The 19293-nt window shown below is 43.9% G+C and carries 22 protein-coding genes; 2 read left to right on the top strand and 20 right to left on the bottom strand.

Going from position 1 to position 19293, the window contains the following annotated elements; translation table 11 throughout:
• Nucleotides 1-2 precede the first annotated feature (2 nt).
• The 15 genes from aroA to cmk form a co-directional block, all read right to left on the bottom strand.
• Complete coding sequence (aroA, locus tag ACZ43I_RS06210) at nucleotides 3-1289, bottom strand: 3-phosphoshikimate 1-carboxyvinyltransferase (protein ID WP_344702969.1); 1287 nt, start codon at nucleotides 1287-1289, stop codon at nucleotides 3-5.
• Nucleotides 1286-2335: a 3-dehydroquinate synthase gene (gene aroB, locus ACZ43I_RS06205; RefSeq protein WP_344702967.1), complete on the bottom strand. Its 1050-nt coding sequence runs from the start codon at nucleotides 2333-2335 to the stop codon at nucleotides 1286-1288. Before aroB ends, aroA begins: the two co-directional genes overlap by 4 nt.
• Nucleotides 2336-3502: a chorismate synthase gene (aroC, locus tag ACZ43I_RS06200; RefSeq protein ID WP_344702965.1), complete on the bottom strand. Its 1167-nt coding sequence runs from the start codon at nucleotides 3500-3502 to the stop codon at nucleotides 2336-2338.
• Nucleotides 3503-3574: 72 nt separating this feature from the next.
• Nucleotides 3575-4021 (bottom strand): nucleoside-diphosphate kinase, encoded by a 447-nt coding sequence (gene ndk / locus ACZ43I_RS06195; RefSeq protein WP_344702963.1) that lies wholly within the window; start codon nucleotides 4019-4021, stop codon nucleotides 3575-3577.
• A gap of 64 nt (nucleotides 4022-4085) precedes the next feature.
• Nucleotides 4086-4988 (bottom strand): polyprenyl synthetase family protein, encoded by a 903-nt coding sequence (locus tag ACZ43I_RS06190; protein ID WP_344702961.1) that lies wholly within the window; start codon nucleotides 4986-4988, stop codon nucleotides 4086-4088.
• Nucleotides 4989-5035: 47 nt separating this feature from the next.
• A complete protein-coding gene (locus tag ACZ43I_RS06185; protein ID WP_344702959.1) occupies nucleotides 5036-5746 on the bottom strand; it encodes a demethylmenaquinone methyltransferase in 711 nt (236 codons plus the stop codon).
• 11 nt (nucleotides 5747-5757) lie between these two features.
• On the bottom strand, nucleotides 5758-6249 hold the full coding sequence (locus ACZ43I_RS06180; protein ID WP_344702957.1) for a hypothetical protein: 492 nt from the start codon (nucleotides 6247-6249) through the stop codon (nucleotides 5758-5760).
• A gap of 59 nt (nucleotides 6250-6308) precedes the next feature.
• Complete coding sequence (locus ACZ43I_RS06175; RefSeq protein ID WP_031544853.1) at nucleotides 6309-6581, bottom strand: HU family DNA-binding protein; 273 nt, start codon at nucleotides 6579-6581, stop codon at nucleotides 6309-6311.
• A 119-nt stretch (nucleotides 6582-6700) separates the two neighbouring features.
• Nucleotides 6701-7423 (bottom strand): hypothetical protein, encoded by a 723-nt coding sequence (locus ACZ43I_RS06170; RefSeq protein ID WP_344702954.1) that lies wholly within the window; start codon nucleotides 7421-7423, stop codon nucleotides 6701-6703.
• Nucleotides 7416-7565, bottom strand: coding sequence for a DUF2768 family protein (locus ACZ43I_RS06165; protein ID WP_464761761.1), 150 nt, complete (start codon nucleotides 7563-7565; stop codon nucleotides 7416-7418). Before ACZ43I_RS06165 ends, ACZ43I_RS06170 begins: the two co-directional genes overlap by 8 nt.
• A 61-nt stretch (nucleotides 7566-7626) precedes the next feature.
• Nucleotides 7627-8685, bottom strand: a complete 1059-nt coding sequence (locus ACZ43I_RS06160; protein ID WP_344702952.1) for an NAD(P)H-dependent glycerol-3-phosphate dehydrogenase — start codon at nucleotides 8683-8685, stop codon at nucleotides 7627-7629.
• 16 nt (nucleotides 8686-8701) lie between these two features.
• Entirely contained in the window at nucleotides 8702-10012 is a 1311-nt protein-coding gene (der, locus tag ACZ43I_RS06155; RefSeq protein ID WP_344702950.1) for a ribosome biogenesis GTPase Der, read from the bottom strand.
• Nucleotides 10013-10112: 100 nt separating this feature from the next.
• Nucleotides 10113-11369, bottom strand: a complete 1257-nt coding sequence (gene rpsA / locus ACZ43I_RS06150) for a 30S ribosomal protein S1 (RefSeq protein ID WP_344702948.1) — start codon at nucleotides 11367-11369, stop codon at nucleotides 10113-10115.
• A gap of 63 nt (nucleotides 11370-11432) precedes the next feature.
• Nucleotides 11433-12017, bottom strand: coding sequence for a lysophospholipid acyltransferase family protein (locus ACZ43I_RS06145; RefSeq protein ID WP_344702945.1), 585 nt, complete (start codon nucleotides 12015-12017; stop codon nucleotides 11433-11435).
• Nucleotides 12018-12021: 4 nt separating this feature from the next.
• Entirely contained in the window at nucleotides 12022-12675 is a 654-nt protein-coding gene (gene cmk / locus ACZ43I_RS06140) for a (d)CMP kinase (protein WP_344702942.1), read from the bottom strand.
• A gap of 116 nt (nucleotides 12676-12791) precedes the next feature.
• Here cmk and ACZ43I_RS06135 point away from each other — a divergent pair, with 116 nt between their 5' ends.
• Nucleotides 12792-13712, top strand: coding sequence for an asparaginase (locus ACZ43I_RS06135; protein WP_464761760.1), 921 nt, complete (start codon nucleotides 12792-12794; stop codon nucleotides 13710-13712).
• A gap of 94 nt (nucleotides 13713-13806) precedes the next feature.
• On the opposite strand, the gene ACZ43I_RS06130 is transcribed toward ACZ43I_RS06135, so the two are convergent.
• Both ACZ43I_RS06130 and ACZ43I_RS06125 read right to left on the bottom strand, forming a co-directional pair.
• Nucleotides 13807-14784, bottom strand: a complete 978-nt coding sequence (locus tag ACZ43I_RS06130) for a YpdA family putative bacillithiol disulfide reductase (protein WP_344702936.1) — start codon at nucleotides 14782-14784, stop codon at nucleotides 13807-13809.
• A gap of 13 nt (nucleotides 14785-14797) precedes the next feature.
• Complete coding sequence (locus tag ACZ43I_RS06125; protein ID WP_344702934.1) at nucleotides 14798-15829, bottom strand: LysM peptidoglycan-binding domain-containing protein; 1032 nt, start codon at nucleotides 15827-15829, stop codon at nucleotides 14798-14800.
• Nucleotides 15830-16047: 218 nt separating this feature from the next.
• Between ACZ43I_RS06125 and ACZ43I_RS06120 the strand changes: the two genes are divergently transcribed.
• Nucleotides 16048-16272 (top strand): ferredoxin, encoded by a 225-nt coding sequence (locus ACZ43I_RS06120; RefSeq protein WP_344703096.1) that lies wholly within the window; start codon nucleotides 16048-16050, stop codon nucleotides 16270-16272.
• Between the two features lie 51 nt (nucleotides 16273-16323).
• On the opposite strand, the gene ACZ43I_RS06115 is transcribed toward ACZ43I_RS06120, so the two are convergent.
• The 3 genes from ACZ43I_RS06115 to ACZ43I_RS06105 are packed head-to-tail and all read right to left on the bottom strand — an operon-like array spanning nucleotide 16324 to nucleotide 19282.
• Complete coding sequence (locus ACZ43I_RS06115; RefSeq protein ID WP_344702932.1) at nucleotides 16324-16872, bottom strand: ECF transporter S component; 549 nt, start codon at nucleotides 16870-16872, stop codon at nucleotides 16324-16326.
• A gap of 5 nt (nucleotides 16873-16877) precedes the next feature.
• Nucleotides 16878-18575: an ATP-binding protein gene (locus tag ACZ43I_RS06110; RefSeq protein ID WP_464761294.1), complete on the bottom strand. Its 1698-nt coding sequence runs from the start codon at nucleotides 18573-18575 to the stop codon at nucleotides 16878-16880.
• On the bottom strand, nucleotides 18575-19282 hold the full coding sequence (locus ACZ43I_RS06105) for a response regulator (protein ID WP_464761292.1): 708 nt from the start codon (nucleotides 19280-19282) through the stop codon (nucleotides 18575-18577). The genes ACZ43I_RS06110 and ACZ43I_RS06105 overlap by 1 nt, the downstream gene beginning before the upstream one ends.
• Between the last annotated feature and the right edge of the window lie 11 nt (nucleotides 19283-19293).

Genomic DNA, 19293 nt, shown 5'->3' with positions numbered 1-19293 from the left:
TGCTATGCATCCTTTCTTAACGCCTCGAGGTCTGCCATAAAATCCGGATAGGAAATATCTATGGCCGTCATATCATCTATATCAAGTGGTTGGTCCATCACGATTCCCAACACAATCAGCATCATGATGATCCGATGGTCGTCATATCCTCTCATGGACACTCCCTCAGCCAGGTGAATTTTTTCTAGGGAAACTGTAAATCCATCATTGTATTCCGTAAATTCGAATCCGAATTTTGATAACTCATCGATGACGGCGCGAATCCGATCTGTCTCTTTATATCTGAGCTCTACAGCATCCCTTACCGTGCATGGTCCATCACTATGGGCGGTCAGTAGTGTCAGGATCGGAATTTCATCAATTAATCTTGGGATGAGTGCTCCTGAGATTTCAAAGCCTTTCAATTTGGGGGTATAGATAGCGCGGATGTTTCCAATGGGTTCACCTGTCATCGAAGTGGGTTCAACGGTGATGTCAGCTTCCATCATCTCCAACACATCTATAATGCCAGAACGTGTTTCATTGAGGGAAACGTTCTCGATGGTGATGTCGGAACCTGGTTTGAGAATTGCCAACACCAGTAGGAACGCCGCCGAAGATATATCTCCAGGTACTACTACATCGGCAGGGCTCAACTCTTTACCACCATCCAATGTGATTACTTGGTCATCAACCGAGATGTCGGCCCCAAATTCCTCCAACATGAGCTCACTGTGGTTCCTGGACGGCGAGGGTTCGGTTATGACGCTTTTGCCCTCAACAAACAATCCCGCAAGAAGCAGTGCACTTTTAACTTGTGCACTTGCGACCGGCATAGTATATGAGATGGGTGACAGCCCAGCCTTGCTTATCTCGATTGGAGGATATTTGTCATTCTTCAGGGCAATGCGTGCGCCCATCTGTTCAAGGGGTTCTTTAATGCGGTCCATCGGGCGCTTCGATATGGAGGCATCCCCTATTATTTCAGCTTCCAGTCCAATTCCGGCAATCATTCCAGTCAACAACCTGGCGGTAGTTCCGGAATTACCGGCATATAATGGTGCACTAGGGGAGTGGAGGTGCTTTCTTCCTGGAGAATCGACTCTCCACCCTTCGGCCTCAGTCACTATTTCGACGCCCAGAGACTCCATACATGCTTTCGTAGCATATGTGTCTTCGCTGAGGAGGGGGTCTTTCACATGAGAGGTCCCCTTCGCCAATGAAGCGAACATAAGGCTTCTATGGGTGATCGATTTGTCGCCTGGAACTTTCAGGGTGCCGTAAAACCGGCTGTTCATCAATGTTTTCATAATGTCTCCTTTAACTCTTCAAGAAGCTGGATCAGGTGCTCCTTTGCGATTTGTTGATAGTGGCATACCCCTATCTCCGTCATTAAGATGAAACCGATGCTCGTGTCATCCTGATTTTTCTTGTCCTTCGACATAAGGGCGATCAGCTTTTCGACATCCATATGCTTTAGAGTATCCATCGGATAACCGAGCCGTTTGAAGTACCTGTAATAGGACGATAGCTCAAACACTTGAGCGTTTGAGTTTGAATTTGACACATGCATCATGATGTAGAGGCCAAGTACCACCGCTACGCCATGGGGTAGCTTGTCATTGTATTCTATTGCATGGCCGAATGTATGTCCAAGATTAAGGTATCTTCTTATACCTGCCTCTTTTTCGTCCTGTGTGACATGCCGCATCTTCGTTCTTATACCACTTATGATATACGGTTCCAGACTCTCTAACTGGATGTTTTCGGTGGTTTTTGACATCAATGAATGAACAGTGTCCTCTCCGTCGAGCAATGCATGCTTGAAGACTTCCCCAAATCCGCTTCTCAGTTCTTCCTGGGGTAATGTCTTCAGGAAACTCAAATCATATATGACTGCTTGAGGCCTATAGAATGTACCAATTAAGTTTTTGCCGTGGGCACTGTTTATAGCAGTCTTTCCGCCTATTGATGAATCATGTGCCAAAAGCGTTGTCGGTATCTGGATATAGTCTACGCCCCTCAATACAGTAGATGCAATAAAACCACCAACGTCACCAGAAGCACCGCCGCCAATCACAATGATCAGATCATTTCTGTGGATGCCTTTAGAGAGGAGTGTTTCCATAACATGGGCATAGGATTGGAAGTTTTTGGATTTTTCGCCACCTTCCAATATAATGGGTTGGTAGACCAAAGCATCAATGGTGCTGGAGTAGAGGGTGTAGACGCTCTGGTCCACCAATGTGTGGATTGTTCCATAGTGCGCCGTGTACTTCAAAAGTTTCTCTTCCAATATCCCCCAGCCTATATGAATCGTATAGTTGTTGTCATTATAGGTGGTCTCTATATCCATCTAGTACTCCTTTGTTCTTTCCTTGTATCGTTCTACAGCAGCGAGGAGTTCGCTGAAGTCATCATGAGGGAATTTCTCGAGCACAGCGCGTGCCATTTCAATGGCCACCATATGTTCACACACTACAGATGCAGCAGGAACTGCACAAGCGTCACTACGTTCTATCGTTGCTTTGAATGGTTCCTTAGTGTTGATGTCTACACTGAATAGAGGCTTGTATAATGTTGGAATAGGCTTCATTACAGCTTTTACGATAATCGGCATTCCTGTTGTCATGCCGCCTTCAAAACCGCCGAGGTTGTTGGTGCGTCTATGGTACCCTCTTTCCTCGGTATAGAGGATCTCATCCTGGACTTCAGAACCTGGAGTGGACCCTGCCCTGAAGCCGATGCCGAATTCTACACCTTTGAAGGCATTTATGCTGATGATGCTGCCTGCAATCTTGCCATCGAGTTTACGATCATAATGGACATGACTCCCAAGCCCAGGAAGTGGATTTTCAACAATGACTTCCACTATACCGCCGATCGAGTTCCCTTGTTTTTTTGTTTCGTCTATCAGAGTTTCCGCTTCCTTGGTCTTCTCTTCTGACACCATGCGGACTGATGATTCGGCTGGACGGTCGCGGCGCTCTTCCATACTGTAGTCGCCTGAATCCTCGACGCTGCCGATCTGATTGACGCGGCTGTAGATGCGGATATCGAGTGCATGCAGCAGTTCCTTACTCAACGCGCCTACCGCTACACGTGCAGCAGTTTCCCTGGCGGAAGACCGCTCAAGTATATTGCGGAGGTCCCGTACATTGTATTTCATCCCGCCAACCAGATCTGCATGACCGGGACGCGGTTTGGTGATGACACGCCTCAGCGATTCCTGTTCTTCTGGAGTGAGAGGCTCACTTCCCATGATTTTACTCCAGTGTTTGAAGTCATCATTGATGATTTCAATCATTATCGGGCTGCCGAGTGTTTTGCCGTGTCTGATGCCACTTCCGAACTGGAAGGTATCCTTTTCGATCTGCATGCGACGTCCCCTGCCGTAACCACCCTGACGTTTGAGCAATTCTTGCGTCATCCTCTCCTTATCAATCGGAAGATTGGATGGAAAACCCTCAACTATTGCGGATAATTTTGGGCCGTGCGACTCCCCTGCTGTTAAAAATCTCATGTAAATAGCCTCCCATTTAATTTTTTATACTAAAAAAAGCTGAGTAGATTACCCAGCTTGTATTAAGATCTACTAGTAGATCCAGTCAGTGTTGGACAAGTTGTAATCCAATACTTCACTGTCGTTGAAGAATAGAGAAATTTCTCGTTCTGCACTCTCTTTTGAGTCAGAACCGTGGATGATGTTTTTGCCGACTGTAAGGCCGAAATCTCCACGGATTGTGCCCGGTGCTGCTTGTTGAGGGTTTGTGGAGCCTACCACAAGGCGAGCAGTATCGATTACATTCTCACCTTCGAGTACCATGGCGAAAACTGGACCTGAAGTGATGAAGTCCACCAACTCTCCAAAGAATGGTTTATCTGCATGCTCCTGATAGTGTGTCTTCGCAAGATCTTCAGATACATGCATCAATTTAGCACCAGCAATTTTAAAACCTTTGTTTTCGAGGCGTTCGACGATGGTACCGATAAGATTTCTTTGTACCCCGTCAGGTTTGATCATTAGAAATGTCTTTTCCATTATTCAAAAACTCCTTTTTTTCTATTCTTCATCATTTTAACACTATTATTTTTGTTATTTCAATTCAATTTGGACGATTCGCAAGCTTTTCTGCTATTTCCATCAAATATTCCTTGATTGGGGAGTCAATATCTCTTATGGCTTCCCGGGCTTTCTCAATATGTTGGGAGCTGATTGACAAGGATTGTTCAATTGCGTCTGAGGCAAGTAGCGTTTCTATCAAATCTTCAAGGTGCTTTCCATCCTTACTGAATGCTTCAAGCCTATCCCTGAAAGAGGCATCACGATTCCGATGCAAAAGGACGGGCAGTGTATAATGGCCATTCTCCATATCCGAAAACTTCGGTTTCCCCAGATTCTTTTCATCCCCCGTGAAATCGAGGCAGTCATCTATAATCTGGAAGCTCATCCCTATATGATAACCGTATTCGATCAGATGATTGAGTGTGTAAGAAGATAAGCCAGAAGCATATCCGCCCATTTTGATGCTGAGTTCGATGAGAAGTGCAGTTTTTCGGTATATTTTTCGATAATAGTCATCAAGCGTCTGTTGCGCATTGAACTGCTGGTCAAGCTGAAATAGTTCTCCATCGACCAGGTCTCTTATCGTTTCGGAAAAAGATCTATGCAATTCTTTATGTTTTATCGTGCTGACGAGCGAGATTGAAGTGGACAGCAGATAGTTACCCGTATTTATGGCCTGAAGATAACCATGTTCATAGTACACCGTCGTTTTGCCTCTGCGCATTTTGCTGTTGTCGATGATGTCATCATGCACCAGACTGGCCATATGGATGAGTTCCAGACTAGCACCCGCTTTTAGCACATCTCCAAATTTACCCGGATCGCCAAGCTTTCCTGCGAGAAGTGTGAACGTGGGCCTAATTTTTTTTCCGCCCGACATAAAAAGCTCATAACTCTTATTATTGACAAGCACATCACTTGGAGCCAGGCTTTTTTTAATCAATGCATTTATCTCCTCGAAATCTGAGGAAAGGTACTCTTTAACTGTTTTCACAGCGACCCCGTCCATTCGATGGGCTTATATCCGATATGGGTAGCTGCTGTGCCCAAAGTGTGCCTGATAACTTTTATATTTACAAAACCGTTCTCAGCCATCAATGCTTTTAGTTCGTCCTTTGTAAGGAAGGTGCTTGTCGATTCGTAAAGCCATTCATATTCCTTAGTACGATTTGCAATAATTCCGCCCAATACTGGCATCACCTTACCGAAATATAGGTTGAAGCCTTTGTTGATGAGATAATTTTCAGGATTGGATGTCTCTAGTATCACCAATTTGCCGCCAGGTTTGAGTACGCGATAAAATTCCGTGATTGCTTTATAGTAGTCAGGCAGATTTCTCAGACCGAAACCGATGGTGATGTAATCGAAAGAATCGTCATCGAAAGGCAGTGACATGGCATTGCCTTGGATCAATTCTATATTTTCATACCCTTCAACTTTTTGCGCAGCAACTTCAAGCATTTTTTCGCTGAAATCCAAGCCGGTAATCTGGGCACCTGGGGCCACTTCAGAAAGCTGTATGGTCCAATCGCCGGTGCCACAGCAGACATCGAGCACCCGGTGGTCATTTTTAACGAACATTTCTTTCATTGTGCGATTGCGCCAGATATTATGTTGGTTGAAGCTGATGATATCGTTCATCCTGTCATAGTCGCCTGAGATGGTGTTGAATATGTTTTGTACTTTTTTCTCTTTATCCATTGACCTCACCTTTACTTATGATTTATGTATGGCAATGAAGTGATGTCCAGATTTTCAATCTGTTCATCAATGACATCATTGAGTGAATCATCCGCATAGCCATGCTTGATCAAGTACAGCATCGGACCATACAGGAGCCATTTAAGCTCTTCAAGTTGAGGGCTGGACTCCTTGAGCGCCACTTCTGACTTTGTAGAACTCAAAGACTTCGACATGTTCATCATATCATGGAGCACTTCATATTCCTCATGCTCAGCGAGCTTCAAATAAAATTTACTGAAGAGATAGTCTCCTACGAGCACACCAAGTTCCCTACTGTCGTCAGATGGTGTGTCCAGAAAATTGAGAGCAGTATTAAAGAAGAGGACCGCTTGATTCACATGGGGGTTTCGGAAAGTATGAGCATTATCTGAAAAGAAATCGAAGAAAGGATCATTATGTATATCAAGTATATGTGAATGGTAACCGAGGTCTGATATGAGTTCTTTTCTTAGAGCATCCATGAAAAATATCACCTTATAAATTAATAGACCTAACCATATGTTAGGCCTAAAATGATTAATTATTTTACTGCATCTTTGAGTGCTTTACCTGCTTTAAAAGCTGGAACTTTCGATGCTGCGATTTCAATCTCTTCTCCAGATTGTGGATTGCGTCCTTTTCTTGCAGAACGTTCACGTACTTCGAAGTTACCGAAACCAATCAGTTGTACTTTCTCACCATTTTTAAGTGATTCCTGAATAGTGTCAAATACTGCATCTACAGCAGCACCTGCTTCTTTTTTAGTCAAGTCAGCCTGATCACTGACAGCATTGATTAAATCTGTTTTGTTCATTAGGTCCACCTCCTTATATAACTATAATGATAATGCTCATTATCATTATGTTTTGACTTTAACACAGTGACTGGGGCACTGCAACGCATTTGGAAGTTTTATGGCCAAAAAAAGGCGTATTAATCACCTTTTGACCGGTTTGTCATGAAGATTGGGTTATTATTCTCATCAACTGTGATTTCTGGGGAATAGACCGGAACTATGGGTGTGTATTCGTACAATACACTGCGTACATCTTCTCCGGTTTCAAAAGAGAGATCATTCTCCTTGATTATCTTTCCGACGTCCTCCCTGTAGTCTACAATGAATTCCTCCCCACCGTTATAGTAAACATTCAATGCCGCTCCAGTATAAGGGCTTTTTATCGTAGGGTTTGATTCCAAGTTGTAGAATTTCAAATCGAGTGGGTATACATTCGGACCAATCTGTTCATCCAGTTCAACATGTTCTCCCATTGCATTTAACCGCAGACGTAGAGAACGTACTTCCTCGGTGATTCTCAGGTCGGCAAGCTTAACTTTCGGGTCATCTTCAGCGTCGATGACGACATATTGATAGTGTCCACCCATTTCATAGGAATTTTCCGGTCTTTTCTCCAAATAATCCGGAACGAGTTTCTCAAAGTCGATTTGGTATTCCAAGTATTCGCGCTGACCTTCTTTAGTTTTAATGGGCAAAAGTCCTCCGGAATCCTGACTGAATAGATCCACTGCGTTCTGTACCATCTGGATCTGTGCTTCATCAGGCATTTGGCGCTCTGCCTTTTCGGATTCCGGATAAAGGCAACCGGCCATGAGTATGGTACTGATGATGATCATCACCATCAATCTCCATCTATGCATGGGTACTACCCCCCAGTACAGGAATCATCAACAGAAATGCAATGATCAGAAGGGCCCATGCAATCATTGAGATGATGAAACTGAAAATCCCTTGATTCATTTTATACCTCGCTAAATAAATGAGGACAGCCGCCAGGGCCATCGCACCTATTGAATAGAAAGATATCCACATAAGATCCATTCTTGATATATCAAACATTTGATCACTCTCTAGTCCATTCTTTGTTTTGTTTTCCCATAACTTCTTTCAGCTTATCTGTCTCTCCAGTCCTCTCACGGAGCATCAGGGCATAAATCGCCTCTTCTTCGCTCATTTCTTCAAATAGGAACTGATAAAGCACTTTTGTTATCGGCATCTCGACTTCGTATTCTGCAGCAAGTTCATAAGCGGCACGTGTCGTATTGACGCCTTCAACGACCATGTTCATCTCTTCTTGGGCTTGCTCTACACTCTTGCCCTCAGACAGCATTATGCCACATCTATAGTTCCTGGAGTGCATGCTTGTTGCTGTGACGATGAGGTCCCCCATGCCAGCAAGCCCTGTAAATGTGAGTGGATCAGCACCCATACGTGTCCCGAGGCGGGCAATCTCCTGAAGTCCGCGTGTGATGACTGCAGCTTTCGCGTTGTCGCCAAATCCCAACCCATGGATGACGCCTATGGAAAGGGCAATGATGTTCTTTAGGGCACCACCGATTTCAACACCCACCATATCATCATTATCGTAGACTCTAAAATAGTTGTTCATGAAGACATCCTGGACGATTTTAGCATATTCCGGCTGCGCAGATGCCACACTAACGGTCGTAGGTGATCTTTTGGCAACTTCTTCCGCATGGCTCGGGCCACTCAGTACTGAAATATCTTTAACGGTATCAGCAGTGGTTTCCTCAGCAATGACTTCAGATACTCTAAGATGGGTGCCGAGTTCGAGTCCTTTGGCGACATGCACTATTTGAACTTTCTTACCCAAAGATTCCAACAGCTTATGCATATCCCGAGTGACAAGCCGTATAGCCTTGACAGGAACAGCCAAAACCACCAGTTGTGCATGGGTCAATGCCTCGTTTAAATCCACAGTTGCCTTGATGCTTGAAGGGAGTTCTACTTCCTTCAGATATGAAGAATTGGTGTGTTTTGTATTAATTTCTTCAACGACTTCGCTGTTCCGGCCATAGATGATGACATCGTGGCCGTTATCTGCAAGTACCAATGATAAACTGGTGCCGAAACTGCCGGTACCGATCAATGAAATTTTCATAAGTCAATCAAACCTCCTAATTTCTTTTTCTGCTGATGATGTGGATCGGGGAACCCGTAAAATCAAAAGCCTTCCTCAGCTGGTTCTCCAAATATCTACGATAACTGAAATGCATCAGTTCTACGTCATTGACGAAAAGTACAAAAGTAGGTGGTCCGACACTGACTTGGGTACCATAGAAAATGTTCAATCTGCGGCCTTTATCTGTCGGAGTGGGGTTCATGCTCACACTATCGACCAGCACTTCATTGAGTGTGCTTGATTGCACCCTCTTCTTATGGGATTCATTAGCCAGTCGGATGAGTGGGAATAGCGTGGGTAACCGTGATCCTTTAAGGGCTGATACGAAAGCTACTGGTGCATAGTCAAGGAATTGGAATTCCTGTCTCACCTGATCTTCAAACTTCTTCATAGTATTATCGTCCTTTTTCACTGCATCCCACTTATTGACGACAATCAGTATAGCTCGTCCCGCTTCATGAGCCAATCCGGCTATGCGTTTATCCTGCTCGATTATGCCCTCTTCCCCGTCCAATATGACAAGGACAACATCAGATCTCTCAATGGCACGATTGGCACGAAGAACAGAATATTTTTCTGTAGCCTCGTAAACCTTGCCACGTTTTCTCATTCCGGCAGTGTCAACCAGTTTATAATGTTCTCCATCATAATGGTAGTCGGTGTCAATCGCATCCCTAGTTGTACCTGCCACGTCGGAAACGATGACACGTTCTTCTCCAAGAATAGCATTCACAAGGCTTGATTTGCCGACGTTCGGCCGCCCTATCAATGAGACCCGGACAGAGTCATCTTCCGCCACGTCGGTTTCAATATTTTTAAAATGCTCTACCGCCTGGTCGAGAACATCACCCAATCCAAGGCCATGTGAGCCAGAAACCGGGTAGGGGTCACCGAGACCAAGCTCGTAGAACTCGTATATATCGCTTCTCATTTCGAAGTTATCGATTTTATTGACCGCCAAAACAACGGGTTTTTTGGACTGCTGCAAAATGCGGGCTACGAAAAGGTCGTCATTCGTAACACCTTCCCTGCCATTGACGATCATCATTATGACGTCCGCCTCTAAAATGGCTATTTCCGCCTGCATTTTAATCTGTTCCTGGAAGGGTTCGTCTTTGATCTCTATCCCTCCGGTATCAATGACGTTGAATTCATAGTTTAACCAGTCGCCTGTAGCGTAAAGACGGTCTCTTGTAACGCCGGGAGTATCTTCAACTATTGCTTTTCTTTCGCCTATTATTCTGTTGAATAATGTGGATTTCCCAACGTTGGGCCTACCTACTACGGCAATTGTCGGTTTATACATAAGTAACCTCCTATATTTAAGCTTATTTTAACACAAAAATAAAAATAAAGAGCGATGGTATCGCTCTTTATCTGGTCGTATCCAATATTATTTTGAACGTTTAGATATCAAGATCTTTGAAACGATCTCCGAATACATCACCTAGTGTTGGTGCGTCATCGTCTGTATCGTCACGATAGACTTTTGGCTCAGGATCGCGAGCAGGCTTTTCCGATGTTTCTTTGATGGACAATGATACTTTTTCGGAATCTTCGTCCAGGGAAAGGATTTTGACTGATACGGTCTGACCTTCTTTTAGAACATCGGAAGGAGTCGCTACGTGTTCGTGGCTGATCTCAGAAACGTGTACGAGACCCTCTACTCCTGGAGTTACTTCTACGAAAGCACCGAAATCGACGAGGCGTTTAACTTCCCCTTCAAGCACTTCCCCTTCTGAATGTTCTTCAATGAAGGAATCGAAAGGACTAGCTTTTGCCTGTTTAAGGGATAGGCTGATCCTTTCCTGCTCAGGGTCAACGTCGAGTATCTTCACTTGGACTTTGTCGCCGATGTTAACTGCATCTTCGACTTTTTCGACTCTGCTGTAATCCAGCTCAGAAATGTGTGCGAGTCCATCAACATCGCCCAGATTAATGAAAGCACCGAATGTAGTGATGCGCACTACTTCACCTTCGACGATACTTCCCGCCTCCAGTGATTCAAGTTGCTTTTTGCGTTCTTCGGCCTTTTCAGATTCTACGATGCGCTTACGGTTTAGGATGACACGATTCTTTTCAGATTCGATATCTTCAACCTTGACTTCAAGGTCCTGTCCTTCGAATTGATCGAGATCTTCAATATAAGCGTCTGACAGAAGAGAAGCTGGTATAAATCCTCTGACTCCCACATCGACGACAAGACCTGCTTTGACGACTTCCATGACCTTCCCGGTAATCGTCTCATCATTGTCTTTGGCTTCCTGCAATTTTTCGTAGGCATTCGCCTCATCCAGTTTCCTGATTGAGAAAATGACATTCTTGCGATCTTCTTCGTTTTCCACCTTGATGACGACACCCTCGATAGTGTCTTCTTCCGACACGATTTCTTCAGGGCGTTCAATCCTCTTGTTGGTCAACTGGCTGATTGGTACGATGCCTTCAAAATCAGAATCTTCAATGTGTGCTTTGACAAATTTGTCTTCTACTTTGTAGACGGTGCCTTTGACAACGTCACCAACTTCGAATGTACCTACAGAATCTGTTGTGTTCTCTTCAGGAAGACTGTCGGTTGTTTCTACGTTGCCTTCTGTCACTTCGTCCACTTGTGTTTCGTTTACTTCTTCGTTGTTCTCTTGTTCTTTAAAATTATCTGTCGTCATGTGCCTGCCTCCATTACATTACTAAAAAGTATACCTCTAACTTCTTATAAATATCACAATTTGTCAAGTGATTGTCTCTGAAATCAGAAGATTGTTGATATCTTCCCTGAGGATTTCAGTAATTTCCTTACGGTTTTTACCTTCTTCCGTTAGTGCTTTCGTATCGATCGGCTTGCCAAAAACAAGTGTAATCCCCTTTTTTCTGTCATAGTTGCCTTTGATTGCCGCGGGTACAATGGCAGCTCCGGATTTGACTGCCATGAAACTGGCACCCTGTTGAAGATCTTTCAAAGTGCCGGATTTGTTTCTGCCCCCTTCAGGGAAGATGAGGAGCATATTGCCTTCCTTCAGTTTCTCGACAGATTTCTTCAACGCTGCCCTGTCCCCTTTTCCTCGATCGACTGGAATAGCATTCAAATGGCTGATCAGAAAACCGAGCACAGGTATCTTGAATAATTCAGATTTGGCGAAAAACGACATCTCTCGCTTTACATTGATGGCTATGAGGGGAGGGTCGTATTCTGAAGAGTGGTTGCTGCATATCAGAACCGGACCTGTAGCAGGTATCCTGTCTTCTCCAATTACCCTTACCTTGAAACGGGAATAGTAAAAGCCTTTCACCAAAGATTTGACTACATTGTAAAACATCTCTTCAACTCCTAATCAGGTCTTCTGCCAGCTTTATGATTTTATCCTCAACTTCATCGATGCTCATATAACTGGAATCCAAAAGCACCGCATCTGGTGCTTTGACCAACGGCGAAATCTCCCTGTTCATATCAAGGGCATCCCGGCGGATGATCTGCTCAGTCAAGGTGTCGATGTCAATCTTGACTCCACGCGCTTCTTCTTCCTCCAGGCGGCGCTTGGCTCTGATTTCAGCGGAAGCTTTCATATAGACTTTCAACTCAGCCTCGGGCAGAACGGTAGATCCTATGTCCCTTCCATCCATCACCACACCTTTTTCTTCTGCGATTTTCCTCTGCATTGAAACGAGGTAAGAGCGCACCTGGTGCTGACTAGAGACCTCACTGACACGTTGGGTCACTTCTTGGCTACGGATGTCTTGGGAAACGTCTTCCCCGTTCAGGAATACAGATGTGCCAGAAGCACCAAACCGTATGTCCACATCTTCTAGATGATCCAATACTGCATCGCCATGTCTTATAACATGAAGTGTAATGGCGCGGTACATTGCACCTGTATCGATATATATGTAGCCTAATTTTTTGGCAACACGTTTTGAAATGGTACTCTTGCCTGCCGCCGCAGGGCCGTCAATTGCGATATTAATTTTATTTTTCATATAAACCCGCCTTGTTCATTGTTCCAGTATATTCTATCATAGATTTATAAATTCGTTTAGGAGGAAGTCATGTGCAGAATAAAATTTTAGCGATACATACTGGCGGCACCATCAGCATGTCATCAACAGATGGCATCGTCACTCCAACTTCTGAAAATCCACTCAGGATGGAGACGGATGGTGCAGGCGCACTTGGGATTGTGTTGGATGAAATCTACCCGGTGCAGAAGCCATCGCCGCATATGACTCTAGAAGATATGATGATAATCCGTGACATCATTCTACAGGATGACGGCAGGCATGATGGGTTCGTCATTACCCACGGCACCGATACTTTAGAGGAGACGGCCTACTTTTTAGATCTCACGCTTGATATCGATCAACCTGTCGTCATCACAGGGGCAATGCGGTCCTCAAATGAAATAGGGTCTGATGGATTATATAACTATATATCAAGCCTGAAGACTGCGATGACCCCGGAATCTGCTGCGAGGGGTGTACTTGTCGTCTTCAATGATGAAATCCACACAGCCCGTAATGTGACGAAGACCCATACATCAAATATTGCGACATTCCAGAGTCCGAACCATGGCCCCATCGGCTTCTTGACAAAGGACGACATCCATTACCATCACTACATCAACAAGCAAGATCAATTCAATTCCGTCGATTTAGGCAAAAGGGTAGCACTCATCAAAGCCCATGCAGATCTGGATGATACATTCTTTAAAGCATTGGTGGATGCTGGATACGATGGCCTGGTTCTGGAAGCACTCGGTCAAGGCAATATTCCACCAACAGCATTGGAAGGCCTCCAATCTGCACTTGATGCGGACATTCCGGTCATTCTAGTCTCCCGCTCCTTTAACGGTATCGTCGGAAGCTATTATGACTACGAAGGAGGCGGCCATGATTTGAAACAAAGGGGCGTGATTTTCTCGAATGGTCTAAACGGGCAGAAAGCACGCATAAAATTATTGCTTGCGCTATGTAATGATTATGGCCATGAGGCCCTGGAAGAAGTATTCAGGCATTGACAGCCAGCATGCTGATGTTACAGAAAAACAACTTGGAAATCCATTGAATTCAGGATTTCCAAGTTGTTTTATTATTATTTCAACAAATTTTAACCTATCGTTCTGAATGCTGTTTTGCGATTTCATCAGCAATTATTTTACCGTGGAAACGGCCATTTTCTATAAAAATCGTATTTGCGTCATTGCCAGCTGCTATGACACCGGCAATATATAAATTTGGAATATTCGTTTCCATGGTGTTCGGGTCATGGTTAGGAGCAGTACCATATTCATTCTCATTCAACTCAACGCCAAATGAGCTCAGGAAGCGATAGTCTGGATGATAGCCGATCATCGCAAAGACAAAATCGTTGGGCAGTTCGAATGTTTCCCCATTCTTCTCAAGCACCACGCTCTGATCTTTGATGTCCACTACTTCAGTACTGAAATGCATATCGATCATGTCATTCTTAACGAGTGAATCGAATTGCGGTAAGATCCATGGCTTTACACTTTTCGAATACGCATCGCGCCGATAGACGACCGTGACCTCAGCACCTGCCTTCTCGAGTTCGATGGCAGCGTCAACACTAGAATTCTTCCCGCCGATCACCAGTACTTTCTGATTGAAGAATGGATGTGCCTCTTTAAAATAGTGAAACACCTTTTGCTTATCCTCACCTGGTATATCAAGATGATTCGGCTGGCCATAATAGCCTGTAGCGACGATGAGATGATTACATACATACTGTCCTTTGGAGGTCTCAAGAATGAACTGGTCTCCAGATTTACGCCCTGAAGTCACCTCTTCATAAGTATTGATCTTCAAATTGAAGTGTTTAACTGCTTCCCGATAATAGACGAGTGCCTGATTCCGCTGGGGTTTGTGCTGCTCGGTAATGAACGGGAAATCCCCGATGGATAACTTCTCACTGGACGAGAAGAATGTTTGATGTGTCGGATAGTTGTAGATCGCTTCAACGACATTCCCCTTCTCTATGACCAGGTAATCCATGTCTTGCTTGTGCAGCTCTATGGCTGCGGAAAGGCCGCAGGGCCCAGCTCCTATTATAATCGTGTCAATCTGTTTCATGTTCTACACCTTTCTATTCGGGTATGGTCAGTTCCTGACCGACCGATAATTCTCTGTAATCATTAATGCCATTGGCCTCGAGTATTTTATCTATATTTTCCTGGCTATTATCGCCATAAAATCTGAGTGCAATGCGGTACAGGTTATCATCGGGCCTTACTGTATAAGTGCCGATTGAACCTGATTGCCCCTGCTCAGTTTCCTGTGCCGATTCTTCTACGGAAGACTGTTCTTCATCTGTTTCCTGTGTCGCTTCTTCAGGTTGCTCGAGAGACTCCTCTTCCGGTGGTGTGACCGGGCTGTCCGGGGTGTCGCTGGCATTCCCTGATTCTTTTTCTTCTATCGCTGCATCAGCGGCGTCATCGAGTTCAGACTGCTGTTCTTCTGAGTAGGAGAAGTCCGATGTGCCTGTGCCCAAGTCATCTTTCTTTTCTTCACTTTGCCCATCATCTTCATTTTCACTTTTTTGGGCCTGGGCAACCTCTTTTTCTTTTTGTGTCTTTTTCTTTTCCAATTCTTTACGTGCCTCAGGCGCAGTCTCTTCGCTGTTTTCTTCTGATTGATCAGCTATCTGGGTTGACGGGTCATCAGGCCAGAAGTTGCTTGTGATCATAATGCCGAGGGCAATGGTTATGGGCAGTATGAAGACACCAGCCACAATGATGGGCCATAGGCGGCGCTCATTATGCGTATTCTCATCTTGCTTTTTATTTTTAGGGACATTTGGACGTTTTCTTTTCAACTCTCCAAATTTCTTTTTAGAGACATTGATTTCATCTCTGAATCTTTCTTTATAGGAAGAAAATTTATCTAGGAAGAATGTTTTCTGTTTGTCTATACTTTCGCGGTTGATGTAGTTGCCGATAGTTTTTCCAAGTGGTTGCCGCTTGGTTTTTGCATCAGTTTTATTTTTTTGTTTATGACGCTCAGCACGGCTTAATCGGGGTGCATCTTTTTTTTCATTATGTCCATTTTCCTGCTTTCCATCCTTCTTTTCATCGGGGGTCCGCTTATGGTTTATATCTTTATAGAAATCGTCTTTCATATACATTCTCCTCAGAACTTCAATATTTCTCAATGTAAGTATAATATGTTTTCATTTTAATTTAAAGAGCTGGTCTGTGGCCTAATACGACCATGGTTGTATTATTAGGCCAAATATTTAATTTAATTGAAATATGGTGTAATTAGAATTAGAATGATAAAGAATGAAACGGTTAAGAGGTGAAAGTGTTGAGCGGAAAAAAATATACTATTGTAGATATGGATACTTGTATTGCATGTGGTGCATGTGGCGCGGCAGCACCTGATATATATGACTATGATGATGACGGCATCGCCTATGTCATCTTGGATGACAATAAAGGAACAGCAGCGGTTCCGGAAGAGTTGCTCGAAGATATGGAAGATGCCTTTGATGGATGCCCGACGGATTCCATAAAAGTTGAAGATGAACCATTTGATGGTGATCCTTTGAAATATGAGTAATGATATTTAAATCACCTTGATCTGACAGATCAAGGTGATTTCTTCATTTCCTCAGTTCCTCAGTTTTGGAATCACTTTCGTATACACCAGATAGGCTACAAGACCAACCAATATGCCTTTTATGATATTGAAGGGAATGATTCCGGCAGTAATTATTGCACGTATATTCTCTATAAGATCACGCTGATCGATAATCAGGCCGTACATGGGCAGCAGGACGAAATAATTCAACACAGCCATGGCCACTGTCAATGTAGTGATCCCTAAAACGAACCCTAAAATCAATGATTTTCTGGTCTTATATTTACTGTAGACGAAGTATACGGGGAGCAAAAGCGAAAATGAGGCGAGAAGATTTGCTAAAGGTCCAATCGGTTCACTGGCCATGAGCAGTCCATACAATATAATCTTCATCAAAATCACAAGAGACCCTGCAACACCTCCAAAAAGCATGAAGCCTATGAAGGCGGGAATATCAGAAAAATCTACAGTCAAAAAAGGCGGTATAAGGGGTATCGGAAACTGTACAAGCATGAGTATGAAGGATAAGGCTGCCAAGATACTTATGATGATCAGCTTCTCCAGACGTGACCTTCTCACTTTTATCAATCCTCTCCAGTAATTTTTGGCAGTGTAATGCGGAATGTAGTGCCTGACCCGAATCTACTTTCCAGTTCAATGGTGCCTTTATGCCTTTCAATGATACTTTTGACGATATAGAGGCCTAATCCAGTACCGTGCTGACCCCTGGTCCGTGATTCATCAACCTTATAGAAACGTTCGAAGATTCTAGCCTGATGCTCCGGTTTGATTCCTGTACCCGTGTCCTGGATCTCGATCGTCACTGAATGTGGTGATGATGATACATCCACGTTGATCTCATCTCCCATTGAAGTATAGCGGATGGCATTGTCCAGGAGATTGGTCATCACTTGGCTCAATTTGTCGTAATCAAATTGGAAAACCAGAGGTCCGTCCATTGAATTCAACGAGAATTTTATGCCATTTTCATTCATCTCATGTCTGAAGCGGCTTTTTAGTTTTTCAAGCAACAGATTAAAGTCATTATCCACGATGTCGAAGAAGTCGGAACGACTGTCCATGCGGGCAATTGTAATCAATTCATTGACCATTGTATTCATGCGATCTGATTCATCTTTGATGATACCGATCATTTCTTTGATCTCATGCGGCTCTGTCACAATGTCGTCGAGGAGTGCCTCGGAATAGCCGCTTAGCATGACCATTGGGGTTTTGAGTTCATGTGATACGTTGGCAATGAATTCAGAGCGCATTTTCTCAGCACCCACTTCTTCAGTTATATCCCGTATGAGAAGTATCACTCCGTAAACTGTCTCACCCTCTTTCACCGGGGTGTACGACAGTTGGAAATGACGATGCTGCAGCTCTACCCTTTCGATGGTGGATTCACGCTTATCTGCCACTTCCTTGATGGCATCGTTGAAGCGTATACTGCCCGCTTCCGTACTCTGGAATATATGATGCATTTCATTCCCTTTATGGTTGCTGTAGATCAGTTCGGCAGTACGATTGAAGTATAATACACCTTCATTCATATAGGTGAATATTTGTTCACGTAAATTTTTCTCATGGGTGATTTCCGATACATTATGTCTGATGTCGTCATTCATTTTGTTGAATGCAAGGGTAAGCTCACCCAATTCATCGCGGCTTTTGACTTGAAGTGTATTATAGTCTCCTTTTGCTGTTCTGAATGCTGCATTCTTAAGGTTTATAAGAGGCCTCGTCAATCGGTTTATCAGAAAGAAGGCGAATAAGGTGGTGATGATGAACAATACAAAAGCACTTGCAATGATTATGGTTGTCACTGCACGCATCGATTCATTGATATCCTCCAGATCACGGTATTTCAGAATAGCTGTGTCCTTGTCGAAATAATCACTGAGATTGGAGACTTTCACCATATAGTCATGGCCGTATATATCGTTTAGGATGACTGTGCTTCCCCCATCCTCTTTGGCAATCGTTTCCTTAAAGATCAATTCATCAGTGGCAGATTCCTCTGATAGGACAGTCCCATCCATATAGATGATGAGGTTATCTTCCCTAAATAGTATTTCATCTGGATTATCGACATAATGTTCAGTAAGCACCATTTCTTCGACTCGTGACACTTCCTCCTGAAGAAGTGTTTCGGTGGAATTCAATACATAATTACGGAAATAGAGACTCAGTATGATGGATAATAAAATTAAAACTGTCGTTACTATCAGAATGATAGTCAACCACAGTTTTGTAACAACGCTATTAATGAATTTCATCAGTCGTTAACCTCGAATTTATAACCGATGCCCCATACAGTATGAATCATATTACTCGCTTCCGGTGAAACTTTGTTGAGTTTCTCGCGTAACCTCTTGACATGGGTATCAACAGTCCTTAAGTCACCATAGAAATCGTAATGCCACACTTCCCTCAGCAATTCTTCCCTATCGAAGACTTTATCGGGGCTGCGTGCCAGGAACAGCAGCAATTCATACTCTTTGGGCGTCAAGTTTACTTTTTCATCGTCAGCGAGCACCCTGTGGGCGTCATTATCAATCACAAGATGATTATAGATGATGACATCCTTAGCGGTGGCATCAGCTTCTATGAAAGCTGTCTCAGATGAGCGGCGGAGAAGTGCCTTAACACGTAAGACGACCTCACGTGGAGAAAAAGGTTTGACGATATAATCATCTGCTCCAACCTCGAACCCTTCAACCCGGTTATTTTCCTCACCTTTGGCGGTCAACATGATGATAGGTGTAGATTTTTGGGCCCTAAGACGTTTAGCAACTTCTATGCCATCCATTTTAGGCATCATAAGGTCCAAAAGGATGCAGTGAAAGTCCTGCTCCATTGCAATTTCAAGAGCTGCTTCGCCGTCTTCGGCTTCTACAATTTCATATCCCTCGCGCACAAGGTACATATTGAGGAGCTTTCTGATACGCTCCTCATCATCTACTACGAGAATTCTTTCAGTCATACAACCCCTCT

It is taken from the genome of Salinicoccus jeotgali (assembly GCF_055379195.1).
The sequence above is the reverse complement of the archived record's forward strand: the minus strand, read 5'-3'. Positions and strand labels throughout refer to the sequence as shown.

Bases quoted from the DNA above. Each gene is read 5' to 3' on its own strand.
- aroA (WP_344702969.1), bottom strand. From the start codon at position 1,289: ATGAAAACATTGATGAACAGCCGGTTTTACGGCACCCTGAAAGTTCCA.
- aroB (WP_344702967.1), bottom strand. From the start codon at position 2,335: ATGGATATAGAGACCACCTATAATGACAACAACTATACGATTCATATA.
- aroC (WP_344702965.1), bottom strand. From the start codon at position 3,502: ATGAGATTTTTAACAGCAGGGGAGTCGCACGGCCCAAAATTATCCGCA.
- ndk (WP_344702963.1), bottom strand. From the start codon at position 4,021: ATGGAAAAGACATTTCTAATGATCAAACCTGACGGGGTACAAAGAAAT.
- ACZ43I_RS06185 (WP_344702959.1), bottom strand. From the start codon at position 5,746: ATGGATAAAGAGAAAAAAGTACAAAACATATTCAACACCATCTCAGGC.
- ACZ43I_RS06180 (WP_344702957.1), bottom strand. From the start codon at position 6,249: ATGGATGCTCTAAGAAAAGAACTCATATCAGACCTCGGTTACCATTCA.
- ACZ43I_RS06175 (WP_031544853.1), bottom strand. From the start codon at position 6,581: ATGAACAAAACAGATTTAATCAATGCTGTCAGTGATCAGGCTGACTTG.
- ACZ43I_RS06170 (WP_344702954.1), bottom strand. From the start codon at position 7,423: ATGCATAGATGGAGATTGATGGTGATGATCATCATCAGTACCATACTC.
- ACZ43I_RS06165 (WP_464761761.1), bottom strand. From the start codon at position 7,565: ATGGCCCTGGCGGCTGTCCTCATTTATTTAGCGAGGTATAAAATGAAT.
- ACZ43I_RS06160 (WP_344702952.1), bottom strand. From the start codon at position 8,685: ATGAAAATTTCATTGATCGGTACCGGCAGTTTCGGCACCAGTTTATCA.
- der (WP_344702950.1), bottom strand. From the start codon at position 10,012: ATGTATAAACCGACAATTGCCGTAGTAGGTAGGCCCAACGTTGGGAAA.
- rpsA (WP_344702948.1), bottom strand. From the start codon at position 11,369: ATGACGACAGATAATTTTAAAGAACAAGAGAACAACGAAGAAGTAAAC.
- ACZ43I_RS06145 (WP_344702945.1), bottom strand. From the start codon at position 12,017: ATGTTTTACAATGTAGTCAAATCTTTGGTGAAAGGCTTTTACTATTCC.
- cmk (WP_344702942.1), bottom strand. From the start codon at position 12,675: ATGAAAAATAAAATTAATATCGCAATTGACGGCCCTGCGGCGGCAGGC.
- ACZ43I_RS06135 (WP_464761760.1), top strand. From the start codon at position 12,792: ATGTCATCAACAGATGGCATCGTCACTCCAACTTCTGAAAATCCACTC.
- ACZ43I_RS06130 (WP_344702936.1), bottom strand. From the start codon at position 14,784: ATGAAACAGATTGACACGATTATAATAGGAGCTGGGCCCTGCGGCCTT.
- ACZ43I_RS06125 (WP_344702934.1), bottom strand. From the start codon at position 15,829: ATGAAAGACGATTTCTATAAAGATATAAACCATAAGCGGACCCCCGAT.
- ACZ43I_RS06120 (WP_344703096.1), top strand. From the start codon at position 16,048: ATGGATACTTGTATTGCATGTGGTGCATGTGGCGCGGCAGCACCTGAT.
- ACZ43I_RS06110 (WP_464761294.1), bottom strand. From the start codon at position 18,575: ATGAAATTCATTAATAGCGTTGTTACAAAACTGTGGTTGACTATCATT.
- ACZ43I_RS06105 (WP_464761292.1), bottom strand. From the start codon at position 19,282: ATGACTGAAAGAATTCTCGTAGTAGATGATGAGGAGCGTATCAGAAAG.